Below are 12,064 nucleotides of genomic sequence, written 5' to 3' on the forward strand. Positions count from 1 at the left end.
CGCGGGAAGGGTCGTTGACGGGCCGGATGCTCGGATGGCTGGTCCTGCCGGTTGCGATGCTGGCGCTGGTCCTCGGGGTCGCCGGTTCTTTTGCGATTACCCGCACGGTCGGCGCCGTTAACGACCGGATATTGAGCGCGGCATCACGCGGCATAGCCGACTCGCTGGGCAGCGACGATGGCGAAATCACCCTCGATCTTTCACCTGCCGTATTCGGAATGCTGGAGAATAACGCGCGCGACAATGTCTATTACAGCGTCCGGCGGGGGCGCGAAATCCTGACCGGCTATACGGACCTGCCCCAGATCCGGATCGACCCGGCGCGGCAGGAGGAGTTTACTTTCGCCGAAAGTCGATACCTGGGACATGAAGTCCGTATCGTGGCGGTTACCCGGATCGTGCCGCAGGTCAGCGAGCCGATCGTCGTTCAGGTCGCCGAAACGCTCGATGCGCGCAAGCGTATGGCGCGTGGACTGCTGGTCGGGCTCGCGGTGCTGGAGCTCGCGCTCATTGCTACCGCAGCCATGCTGATGCCGATCGCCGTGCGTCGCGGCCTTGCTCCGCTGAAGCGTTTGCAGGCCGAAATGGATCGACGCGGTGCGGAGGACCTGACCCCGCTTTCGGCTGCCGGCGTTCCGGGCGAACTCGGCGATCTGGTCAGTGCATTCAACACCATGCTCGCCCGGCTCGACAGCGGATTTGCGGGCATTCGCCGGTTTACCGCCGATGCATCGCACCAGATGCGTACACCGCTGTCGGTCCTGCGCACCCATGTCGCGGTCCTCAAGCGGGCGAAGCCGGGAAGCGCCGAAGCGAAAGGGTCGATCGAAGATATCGACGATGCAGGAGCCCGGCTCAGCCATTTGCTGAACCAGCTGCTGTCACTGGCGCGCGTTGATAGCGGACATCCCGAACGGGTGATCCTTGAGCCGGCCGATCTTCGCCGGTTAGCGGCCGATGTCGTGAGCGGGCAGGAGGCCGTCGCGAGCGCAAGGCAGATTCGACTGCATCTCGGCGCGCCGCAGCGCGCGGTCGAGGTCCGGACCAACACGGCGCTGGCGACGGAAATGCTCGTCAACATCGTCGACAATGCCATTCGCTATAACCGGCCGGGCGGGCAGGTCAGCGTGATTGTCGATGAGCGACCCGCCGCGATCCGGGTTGAGGACGACGGGCCCGGCATTCCGCCCGAAGATCGCGAAAAGGTCTTTGAACGCTTCATTCGGCTGAACCCGCACGCCGGGAACGATGGCAGCGGATTGGGATTGTCGATCGCCCACTCGATCGCCGAGACTCTCGGCCTTGACCTCGGGCTCGACGGCGGTCCGGGTGATCGCGGTTTGCGGCTTACGATTATTTTCCCGCCAGACGCTGACAGCTTGGTGAAAGGTCCCTGAGCTAGTTGGTGTGCAAGGTTCCGGAACAGGAACAGCAATGAGGGAGGATTTGTGGCTATCCATCAAGGCGCGGACATGCCGGCATCTTTGCCGGCCCGCCGAAGCGCGGGGGGCCTTGTCCGGCCTCCGGCTGCGGCACCACTCGGCTGATCAGGACCATGTTGTCTCTCTACGCCTTCGCGATGGTCAGCGTCTTCATGACGCTGATCATGACCAAGCGTCTTTCCGCCATTGTCGCGCTGATTGTCGTGCCGGTTTCTTTCGCGCTGGTCGGATTTCTGTTGTTCGGGGCCTATCAGACCGACCTCGGCACGATGATGATGAACGGCGTGAAGCAACTCGCCCCGACCGGTGTCATGCTGGTCTTTGCGATCCTTTATTTCGGGCTGATGATCGATGTCGGCGTCTTCGACCCGTTAATCCGTGCGATCGTCCGCATCGTACACGGCGACCCCGTCCGCATCATGATCGGTTCCGCGCTGCTTGCGCTGATGGTATCGCTCGATGGGGACGGCGCGACGACCTACATGATCACCACCGCGGCAATGCTGCCCGTCTATCGTCATATGAAAATGGACGTCCGGATGCTCGCCTGCGTCGTGATCATGGCGGGCGGGGTGATGAATGTGCTGCCGTGGGGCGGCCCCACGGCGCGGGTTGCGAGCGCGCTCCATGTCGACGTCAGCGACATATTCCTGCCGCTGATCCCGTCGATGATCGCGACCGCGGCCTGGGTTGTGTTCGTCGCCTATCGTTTCGGACTGAAGGAACGCGACAGGCTGGCGAAGCTGCCGGTCGATGCGATCGACGAAGATGCGACCGCATCCGAAATCCTCGCAGCCGACGTCGAAAGCCATGTCGAGGCCCGGCGTCCACGGCTCTTCTGGTTCAATCTCGCGCTCACGTTCGGGCTCCTGGTAATGCTGGTCATGGGCGTCATGCCGCTAGCCGTCCTCTTCATGCTCGCCTTTGCGCTCGCGATGATGCTCAACTTCCCGTCGCTCGACGAACAGCGCGAACGGTTGTCGGCTCATGCGGGCAACGCGCTCGCGGTGGGCGGGCTGGTCTTTGCCGCCGGCATCTTCACCGGCATCCTTTCGGGGACGCAAATGGTCGATGCGATGGCCGCTACGGTGACCCACGCGGTGCCGGAAAGCATGGGTCCCTATCTGGCGCCGATCACCGCCGTGCTGAGTGCGCCCTTTACCTTCTTCATTTCCAACGACGCCTTTTACTACGGCATCGTACCCATCCTTGCCGAAACGGGGACGCATTACGGCATCAGTCCTGTCGAGATGGGGCGCGCCTCGCTGGTCGGGCAGCAGGTGCATCTGTTGAGCCCGCTCGTCGCCTCGACCTTCCTCCTCGTGAGCTTCGTCGGAATCGAGCTTGGCGAGCATCAGCGCTTCACTCTCAAATGGGCGCTTGGCTCATGCGTCGTCTTTTTCTTCGCCGCGATCCTGACCGGCGCGTTCCCGTTCGTCGCTGCAGGTGGATGACGGCACGGACGAGGCGGCCGGGAAGCAATATCCGCGGCCTCCGCTGACCCGCTGGGCCGCGCTGCTCGCACTCTCGATCGCGCTGACCGGATTGCTGGAACTGCTTGCCGTTCCGGCGGCCATGCTGCTCGGCCCGATGCTTGCCGGCATCGTCCTTGCGATGCGAGGCAAGACGGTAACCGTGCCGCGCCCCTGCTTCCTCGCGTCGCAGGCGGTCATCGGCTGTCTGATCGCGCGCTATTTCGAGCCGGGGTTGCTGGCGACGCTGGCGAACGACTGGCCCGTCTTCGTCGGCGTGACCTTCGCTGTCTTTGCCGCGAGTTTTGTACTCGGCTATCTCCTGATGCGGTCGGGCGCGGTGCCGGGCACTGCCGCGATCTGGGGATCGGCCCCCGGCGGGGCGGCGCCGATGGTGATTCTAGCCGACGCCTATGGCGCCGACGCGCGTCTGGTTGCGGTTATTACCTATATGCGCGTCCTGACCGTCGTCGTTGTGGCGTCCGTTCTGCTGGTGTTTGTAGGCGACGGCCATACCGCTCCGGACAGGTCGGTGGCGCTGTGGCAAGGATTCGATCTCGCGGCGCTGGGTGTCACCCTACTGGTCGTGCTGGCGAGCGTTGTCGCCGGCCTGGTACTGCGTATCCCGGCGGGGCCGATGATCAGCGCGATTGTCATCGGCACGGCGTGGAACTGGTGGTCGGGCGCGGCGTTGGCAACCCCGGCTCCGCTCCTCGCCGCCGCCTACGCCTTCATCGGCTGGCGCATCGGCCTGACGTTCAGCCGCGACGTGGTAGCCAGCGCGGCGCGCAGCCTGCCATGGATCATTCTTTCCTCGCTGGTGCTGGTCGCCATGTGCGCCGGGCTGGGCGGCCTTCTGGTCTGGCAACTCGGCATCGATCCGGTCACGGCCTATCTCGCTACCAGTCCCGGCGGGCTCGATTCGATCGCGATCATCGCGGTGTCGACGCACAGCGACACGCCGCTCGTGATGTCGTTGCAGGCGATGCGATTTCTGGTCGCCTTGTCGCTTGGACCGCGTGTGGCCATGTTCGTTTCAAATAAATTTAGTAAAATCAATGCTATGACATGATTCCCTGCATGTCGGGCGGCGACAGCTTGGTGACAGCTTGCGTGCCTAATGTGGGAAAAGAGGCTCGAAGAATCGGGTCCGCAACAAGTGATCGGCAAGACCGGTCAGGGGAGGATTTATGGCAGGCAAGGTGCGCGCCCGGAAGCTATGGGCCTATTCGCAAAGCAGTAGCGGATCGATTGCGATCGCGATGATGGCGAAGGTCGCGGTGTCGCGCGTTCCCGCCGTCCGCCTTTCGAGCGTGACGCTCGCGGGATGCGTCGCCGGCCTGATCGGTGTCCCGGCCGGTACCGCTCGCGCTCAGGAGGTCGACGCGACCGCCGTCGAAGGTGCGGAAACATCCGATGCGGCAGGCAATGCGGAAATTATCGTAACGGGCTCGCTGATCGCGCGCCGCGATGCGCGGTCTTCTAGCCCGATTTCCACCGTCGGCGAAAGCGAACTTTCCGCGACGGGGCAGCCTTCGCTCGACAAGGTGATCGGACAGTTGCCGCAATTTGCGGGTGGGCAAGGCGCCGCCGAGGTCGGCGACACGCAGGGCACCATCGGCTTTGGCGGCGGCCAGTCCTACAGCGACCTGCGCGGGCTCGGCCCGAACCGCTCGCTCGTTTTGCTCGATGGTCGCCGGCTCATGCCGTCGAGCCCCGATGGCGCCATCGATCTCAACACCATTCCATCGTCGCTGATCGGGTCGGTCGAGGTGATCACCGGCGGCGCGTCGGCGACCTATGGATCGGATGCGGTCGCCGGGGTTACCAATTTCAAGCTGCGCACAAATCTGGACGGCCTCGAACTGTCCGCGAAAAAGGGGATTACCGACCAAGGCGACGGCGATACCACCAGCGTGAGCGCTGCCTTCGGTGCGGATTTCGCCGAGGACCGCGGCAATTTCCTCTTTGCCGTGGAATATGCAGAACGCGGGGCGGTGATCGGCAGCGCCCGGCCCTTTTTCGCCAATATCCGGCAGCTTGCCCGCCCTCCGGAAGGCATTATCGCGGCCGGAAACTATGGCGGCGGCGCGCCGACGATCGCTGCCGTCAACGCCGTTCTGGCGCGATATGCCGGAACTACGCCGATTTCCGGCAGCGGCCTCTATAACGGGGCGATCGGGGTCAATGGCGACGGCACGATATTCACCGACCTTGCCGGAACCAATTGCGTCCAGAACTATCGCGGCCTCAACCAGGGCGTCGTGGGCCTCAACATCAGCAGCAACTGCCGCCAGGTCCAGATCGCACTCGGCCAATATTTCGCCGTCCAGGTCCCGCTGAAACGCTACAATGCCTTTGCGCGGCTGACCTATGAATTCAGCCCCGAAATTACCGGCTATGCCCAATTCGGCTATCTGCGTTCGGAAGCCTTCAGCCGGACCGGGCCCGGCTCGTCGAAACCGTCGGCACCCTTGCTGGTGCCCCAGAACAATCCCTTCCTGACGGGCAACGCCGATCTGCGCGCCATTCTGAATTCGATCACGCCAACCCCGACCGGAAATATCATCGTCACCAAGGCGCTGACCACGCTCGGCAACCGCCTGTCGTCCTTCGACAATGACGTCTGGCAAGCCGTATTGGGCCTGAAAGGCGAAATTCCGGGCACCTCGTTGCAATGGAATGTCTACGGATCCTACGGAAAGTCGAAATTCGTCAACGTGATGGCGGGTGATATCAGCCTCGCGGCCGTCACGAGCGTACTCAACGGGACCGCCAACTACAGCGGCCCCGCTGGCACCTGCCGCGGCTATGCTTGGAATCCGCTCGGTCTCGATCCGCTCAGCCCGGGCTGCCTCGAATATGTTGGTCGCACGAACATCAACGTGAACGACCAGTCGCAAAGGATCGTCGAGGCGACGATCCAGGGCCCTCTTTTCACTCTTCCGGCGGGTGATCTGAGCTTCGCGCTCGGTGCCGGGAACCGCCAGACTTCGTTCGATTATCTTCCCGATTCGACACTCTCGACCAACGATTCGATCGGCTACGGATTTGTGAGCGCGGCGTCGGGGAAGCAGAAGGTCAGCGAGGTTTTCGCTGAATTGCTCGTGCCGATCCTCAGGGATACGCCCTTCTTCCAGGAACTCACAGCAAACCTCGGCTATCGCTATTCGGATTATAGCCTGTTCGGGGGGCAGCACACCTACAAGGCCGATCTGAGCTGGCGTCCCGTCGAGCCGGTGTTCGTGCGCGGCAGCTATTCTGTCGCGATCCGCGCGCCCAGCCTCGGCAATCTGTTCGGGCCGACGTCGGTCGCGCAGCTGCCGATCGGGACGGGCCCGAATGCGGGCGATCCCTGCGCGGTCGGCAGCATCTATCGCACCGGGGGGAGCGCGAGCCAGGTGCAGGCGCTGTGCCAGGCACAGGGCGTTCCCGCGGCGATCTATCCGACCTATACCTATGGCATTTCAACCGTCGCCGGGCAGGATGGCAGTAACGTCAATCTGACGCCGGAGCGGGCCAAGACCTATTCGTTCGGGGTGGTGTTGACACCGCGTTTCGACAGCAAGCTGTTCGACAAGGTCAGCCTGTCGGTGGATTATTACAATATCCGGATCAAGGACGCGATCGGATCGCTGCTGCTTTCGGATATCCTGCCGCGCTGTTTCAATTCGGATGGCGCGAGCAATCCATCCTATTCGGTGAACAACGCCTATTGTCAGCGCATTTCGCGCGATCCTCTGACCGGGCAGATTGCGTTGGGCCAGCAGGGGCTCTTCAACTTCGCCACCTACACGGTCGCAGGCATCGATACCCAGTTCACTTGGGGTTTCGGGCTCGAAGCGCTCGGGATGTCGCCGTCGGCGGGCGCGCTCGAATTCAGCACGACCGCATCCTACCTGCGCCAGTACAAGGTGGCGGGCCTTCTGGGATCACCCACGCTCAACTATGCCGGAAGCGCCGGGTTCGGCGGTGTCGGCGGCGGGATTTCGCATCCCGAGTGGAAGATCAACACCCGCATCACCTATTCAAACGATGATTTCAGCCTGTCACTTCTGTGGCGGCATATCTCGGCGATGGTCCATTCGGACGTAGTTGCCAATCCGGCCTCGGCGACCCCCGGGGTTCCGGCTTACAATTATCTCGATCTCAACGCGGACTTCGATATCGACAAGCGCTTCTCCTTCGGATTGGGTGTGACGAATCTGACCGACAAGGCGCCGCCGTTCATCAGCGCTTCGCCGCTGACGACCGATGCTGCGACTTACGACGTGATCGGGCGCTCCTTCTACGCATCGATCAAGGCGAAATTCTAGCTATGGGGCCGATCATGATGTCGGCGCTCTCGCAGACCTGTTCATCCTGACTCGAGCTGGCTTCGCCGAAGCCAGCTCTTTTTTGGGGTGCTTCCGGCCGGATAGCGGACGCGTATAGGGCTACTTGGCCCTAAATGGTGACACGCCTCGAAGAGGAGACCCGGATCAGCAAGGGCGGGACCCTGGCGGCACAGCTATCGCGGCTCGACCTGGTGGTGCTCGATGAGCTTGGATATCTGCCCTTTGCGCGCTCGGGAGGACAGTTGCTGTTCCACCTCATCAGCAAGCTTTATGAGCGTACCAGCGTCATCATCACTACGAACCTCGCCTTCGGCGAATGGCCTACCGTGTTCGGCCACCCCAAAATGACCACGGCCCTGCTCGACCGCGTCACCCACCATTGCGATATCGTCGAGACCGGCAACGACAGCTGGCGCTTCAAAAACCGCAAATTGCCGCCCGGTTCGGCCGCTTTAAAATCTATCTTGCGCTGCGCGCGTCTCCGGTCGGGCTACGCCCGCCCTCCGCCGCACGCAGCGCTAGGCTCACCTCAACAAACCAACATCATATCCGAAAAGGGGCTCCCTCTTCGACGCCGATCGGGGGTCCCGTTTGAACGCCGTTTGACACACTTGGGTTTTCCGTAGGGGTCACCAGTCAAGCGGTTTATCGCGTTGATTTTACGTGAAAACTTCAAAATTGCCCAAACCTGACACCACAGGCGTTCCCACATTTCCCGTGGGCCGAAATGATATGATTCGGAACGCAACGGGACGGAAACAGCGCTGCTTCAAATCTTATTTTAGGCCACTGGCCGTTCGGATAGCGAATGATGCTCAACTATTTGGCTCACGTCTCACCGGAAATGGTAAAATCTGGACTGTCGAATTATCGCCAATCGCAGACCAAGGCAGCCAAATTGCCGAATTTAGCTAAGCGACTTTTGCAACGCCGGGCGGGCGAATAATCTGTCAACATACTCAAGCGTTTTGGGATGCGCATCGGTGAGCAGTTGAAGCCACTTCGCGGACCCCAGTGTAAAGCCCATCATGATGTCAGCAGCCGAAAAATCGTTTCCGGTAATATATGGCTGGGTAGCGAGGGCTGCTTCAATCTTGTTAAACACCGTGTTTGCGCTGTCACGCACCGCGCTGATGATTTCCTGATGTCGATCCGCATCATCCCGGTAGACTGTCAACCAAACGGTCGTATTGATGGCATTGGCGGCTGTGCCTTCTGCAAAATGCAGCCAGTAGAGATAGGCGGCACGATCCTTTGATCCGATAGGCGGCTCGAGCTGCCCATTTCCATACCGCTCCAAGAGATATTGGACGATCGCCCCCGACTCTGAAAGAGCGACATCGCCGTCTTCAATGTATGGGTATTGGCCTGACGGGGTATTCTGGGCGAATCCCCTGCTACCGTCTCGATTATACTCTGAACGTAATAACTCGTATTCGAGCCCCAACTCTTCCAAGAACCATCTGATTCTGACGGAGCGAGTAAGGGGAGCAAAGTGCAGTTTTAGCATCCACCGATGCTGTCACGAACAGCAGCTTTTGCGCAACGAGATTTTGTTGTCGGAAAGCCGTTATCGGTCGTTTGCTGACAGCAGGCTTCGTCGGGCTGCCCCGCGCGATATGCTCAAAGTTGCCGGTTCCTCACTCTAATCGTGCACCGCACCGGCTGCCTGACCTTGGTGGCCCGCTGCAAGCAAGCGTCGATCACCTCGCGGTTGTCACGGCGCATGTCGGCGGCCTCGGCTGTGGACCGGCGTGCAAAAAGGACCCCGTTAGCGGGGTGATCGGCGTCTAAAAGGGACCCCTCATTTCGATGGTTTAAGCAGCCGGCTGGATAATCAGGCGGCGAGATCGGGATGTTGGTTTTGGAGACAGTGGTTCGGATTCGGCGCGAGTATGCCGGTGGTAAGGCGATCAAGGCGATCGCGCGGGATTTGCATGTGTCGCGGAAGGTGATCCGCAAGGCGATCCGAGCGCCGGAAGGCACATTCGACTATCAGCGCAAGGTTCAGCCACTGCCGCGGATCGGTCCGTTTCAGGATCGGCTCGATACGCTGCTGGAAGAGAATGAGGTGCGCGGCAGGCGCGAGCGGCTGCGGATGACGCGGATCCATGACCTGCTGGTGCGCGAAGGTTTTGAGGGCTCCTACGATGCCGTGCGCCGCTACACGGCGCGCTGGAAGGCCCTTCGGCGCAAGGATGCCGGCGATGGTGTCACCGCCTTCATCCCGCTGACGTTCAAGCCGGGCGAGGCCTACCAGTTCGACTGGAGCCATGAGGATGTAGAGATCGCCGGCACACCGATGCGAGTGAAGGTCGCGCATATGCGACTGTGCGCATCGCGAGCGGTCTATGTCCGAGCCTATCCACGCGAGAGCCAGGAGATGCTGTTCGACGCGCATGCGCGCGGCTTTGCCTTCTTCGGCGGCGTGCCGGGGCGCGGCATCTACGATAATATGAAGACGGCGGTGACCAGCGTGTTCACCGGCAAGGAACGGGTCTTCAACCGGCGGTTCCTGATCATGACCGCCCATTATATGATCGAGCCGACCGCCTGCTCGCCTGCGGCGGGATGGGAGAAGGGGCAGGTCGAGAACCAGGTGCAGACGATCCGGGGCCGCTTCTTCCAGCCCCGGTTGCGGTTCGCCAGCCTCGAGGAGCTCAATGGCTGGCTGGAGGCCGAGTGTCGGCGCTGGGCGGAACGGCAGGCGCATCCTGAGCAGGGCGAGCTAACCGTGGCGCAGGCGCTGGAGATCGAACGATCGGCACTGCAACCGATGCTGGGGCCGTTCGACGGCTTCAACGAGAGCGAGCATGCCGTGACGGGCACCTGCCTGATCAGCTTCGACCGCAACCGCTACTCGGTTCTCTCGACGATGGCGCGGCGCACGGTGCAGGTCCGTGCCTATGCCGACCGCATCATCGTGCGCTGCGGCGAGGAGGTTGTCGCCGAGCATCCTCGCTACTTCGGGCGTAACCGCACGATTTACGACCCCTGGCATTATCTGCCGGTGCTGGCCCGCAAGCCCGGCGCGCTACGGAACGGTGCGCCCTTCCAGGACTGGGATCTGCCGCCGGCACTGGCTCGCCTGCGCCGCAAGCTGGGGAACGGCGACGATGCCGACCGCCGGTTCGTCCGTGTGCTGTCGGCCGTGCTGACCGATGGCCTGGATCCGGTCGAAGCGGCCGTGCGCGAAGCGCTGGCGACCGGCACGGCGAGCGACGATCTGATCCTCAATATCCTGGCGCGCCGCCGCGAGCCGCCGCGCCCACTTACGATCATCACCTCCGAGGATAGCGCGCTACGCCATCCGCCGATCGCCGACTGCGCCCGTTACGACCAGCTGAGGACCTTCGATGCTGCGGCATGACATGATCGAGGCGATGCGCGGGCTTGGGCTCAAGGGCATGGCGGGCGCGTTCGACGATGCGGTCACCACCGGCCTTCAGCGCCAGCGCACCACGATGGAGATACTGACCGACCTTCTGCGGGCGGAAGCGACGCATCGCCATGCCGCGTCGATCCGATACCGGATGGCGGCCGCAAAGCTGCCGGTCGTGAAGGATATCGATGCGTTCCGGTTCGAGGGCACACCGATCAACGAGGGGCTGGTGCGTTCATTGCACAGCGGCGCGTTCCTGCCCGCACGGCGCAATATCGTCCTGGTGGGCGGCACGGGCACCGGCAAGACCCACCTGGCCATCGCTATCGCCGCCAATGTCGTTCGCTCGGGTGCGCGAGGCCGCTACTTCAACACCGTCGATCTGGTGACCCGCCTCGAGGAAGAGGCCAGGATCGGCAAGAGCGGTGCACTCGCCGCCCAGCTCGCCCGCCTCGATCTCGTGGTGCTGGATGAGCTGGGCTATCTACCGTTCGCCCGCTCAGGCGGCCAGTTGCTGTTCCATCTGATCAGTAAGCTCTACGAGCAGACCAGCGTCATCATCACCACCAACCTCGCGTTCGGCGAATGGCCCACGGTGTTCGGGGATCCCAAAATGACCACCGCGCTCCTCGATCGCGTGACCCATCATTGCGACATCGTCGAGACCGGCAATGACAGCTGGCGCTTCAAAAACCGCAGCTGACCACCCCCGCCGACCTCCGATTAAAAGATGCCTTTGCGCTGCGCGCGCCTCCGGTCGGGCTCCGCCCTCCCTACGCCGCGCGCAGCGCAAGAGCGCGTGTCCGATCAACCTTGCGCCATCTTGAAAAGGGGGTCCCTTTTGCGCGCCGATAGGGGGTCCCGTTTGCACGCCGATTGACAATCGCGTCGTAAACCATCTCGCGAATGACTGGCGCCAAATTGGGCAGTATTGGCGCCCAGGCAGCATAAAGCCCTTCTTCGCGGACGCGCGCCGCGAACTCTCTCATGAATGCCGTTTCAGCTACTTTGGCCTCGTCGTCTTCGATGTCTTCAACGCTGATCAAGATGGCCGCTCTCACTCTCTCCCGATGGGCGAGTGCGGTTCGCAAAGTGATCGTGGCGCCGAGCCCCGCACCGCCGACAATGGCGGAATCTGCCTTCAGGTGATCGAGAAGCGCGATCACGTCGGCTGCGTAGGACGCCCAGGTGTGTTTCGCTTCCTCACTGCAAAGGGACCGGCCATAGCCACGGACATCGGGCAGCAGTACCGCATGCCGGTCGCACAGCTGGCGCGCCAAGGGTATCAAACTCTGGTGATCAGGGCCGCCGCCATGCATGAGCACAACGACGTTGGCGGTCGGCAGCCTGCGATAGGGATCTACAAGCGCAGCAAAGAGCGGCCAGCCGTCAGGTCCGGAATAGGTTATGTCGATTATGTCGGTCCGCATG

Annotated in this window: 8 protein-coding genes and 1 pseudogene; 7 read left to right on the forward strand and 2 right to left on the reverse strand. The window is 62.2% G+C overall.

All coding sequences use genetic code 11. The annotated features are described in order from the left end of the window. Window positions 1-14 precede the first annotated feature (14 nt). From OVY29_RS16995 to OVY29_RS17015, 5 genes and pseudogenes are all read left to right on the forward strand, one after another. Window positions 15-1,397, forward strand: a complete 1,383-nt coding sequence (locus tag OVY29_RS16995) for a sensor histidine kinase (RefSeq protein ID WP_137889389.1) — start codon at window positions 15-17, stop codon at window positions 1,395-1,397. Window positions 1,398-1,555: 158 nt separating this feature from the next. Then, window positions 1,556-2,896, forward strand: coding sequence for a CitMHS family transporter (locus OVY29_RS17000; protein WP_058815466.1), 1,341 nt, complete (start codon window positions 1,556-1,558; stop codon window positions 2,894-2,896). Then, a complete protein-coding gene (locus OVY29_RS17005; RefSeq protein ID WP_058815465.1) occupies window positions 2,889-3,986 on the forward strand; it encodes an AbrB family transcriptional regulator in 1,098 nt (365 codons plus the stop codon). The genes OVY29_RS17000 and OVY29_RS17005 overlap by 8 nt, the downstream gene beginning before the upstream one ends. Window positions 3,987-4,104: 118 nt before the next feature. After that, window positions 4,105-7,230 carry a TonB-dependent receptor domain-containing protein gene (locus tag OVY29_RS17010; protein WP_058815464.1) on the forward strand — a complete coding sequence of 1,042 codons (3,126 nt, stop codon included), beginning with the start codon at window positions 4,105-4,107 and terminating at the stop codon, window positions 7,228-7,230. Between the two features lie 134 nt (window positions 7,231-7,364). Beyond that, a pseudogene (locus OVY29_RS17015) lies at window positions 7,365-7,679 on the forward strand (ATP-binding protein); the annotation flags it as partial. A 479-nt stretch (window positions 7,680-8,158) separates the two neighbouring features. On the opposite strand, the gene OVY29_RS17020 reads toward OVY29_RS17015, so the two are convergent. Then, complete coding sequence (locus OVY29_RS17020; RefSeq protein WP_137889384.1) at window positions 8,159-8,761, reverse strand: glutathione S-transferase family protein; 603 nt, start codon at window positions 8,759-8,761, stop codon at window positions 8,159-8,161. Window positions 8,762-9,106: 345 nt separating this feature from the next. Here OVY29_RS17020 and istA point away from each other — a divergent pair, with 345 nt between their 5' ends. Continuing rightward, window positions 9,107-10,621 (forward strand): IS21 family transposase, encoded by a 1,515-nt coding sequence (istA, locus tag OVY29_RS17025; RefSeq protein ID WP_300501672.1) that lies wholly within the window; start codon window positions 9,107-9,109, stop codon window positions 10,619-10,621. Next, window positions 10,608-11,336, forward strand: coding sequence for an IS21-like element helper ATPase IstB (gene istB, locus OVY29_RS17030; protein WP_300501673.1), 729 nt, complete (start codon window positions 10,608-10,610; stop codon window positions 11,334-11,336). Before istA ends, istB begins: the two co-directional genes overlap by 14 nt. A 70-nt stretch (window positions 11,337-11,406) precedes the next feature. Here istB and OVY29_RS17035 read toward each other — a convergent pair whose 3' ends face one another. Continuing rightward, window positions 11,407-12,063 carry an alpha/beta hydrolase gene (locus OVY29_RS17035; protein ID WP_313911784.1) on the reverse strand — a complete coding sequence of 219 codons (657 nt, stop codon included), beginning with the start codon at window positions 12,061-12,063 and terminating at the stop codon, window positions 11,407-11,409. Between the last annotated feature and the right edge of the window lies 1 nt (window position 12,064).

Source organism: Sphingopyxis sp. SE2, from assembly GCF_032227185.1.
GTDB lineage: Bacteria > Pseudomonadota > Alphaproteobacteria > Sphingomonadales > Sphingomonadaceae > Sphingopyxis.

Coding starts and splice junctions, on each gene's coding strand:
- OVY29_RS17035 (WP_313911784.1), bottom strand. CDS start 12,063: ATGCGGACCGACATAATCGACATAACCTATTCCGGACCTGACGGCTGG.
- istA (WP_300501672.1), top strand. CDS start 9,107: ATGTTGGTTTTGGAGACAGTGGTTCGGATTCGGCGCGAGTATGCCGGT.
- istB (WP_300501673.1), top strand. CDS start 10,608: ATGCTGCGGCATGACATGATCGAGGCGATGCGCGGGCTTGGGCTCAAG.
- OVY29_RS17000 (WP_058815466.1), top strand. CDS start 1,556: ATGTTGTCTCTCTACGCCTTCGCGATGGTCAGCGTCTTCATGACGCTG.
- OVY29_RS17010 (WP_058815464.1), top strand. CDS start 4,105: ATGGCAGGCAAGGTGCGCGCCCGGAAGCTATGGGCCTATTCGCAAAGC.
- OVY29_RS17020 (WP_137889384.1), bottom strand. CDS start 8,761: ATGCTAAAACTGCACTTTGCTCCCCTTACTCGCTCCGTCAGAATCAGA.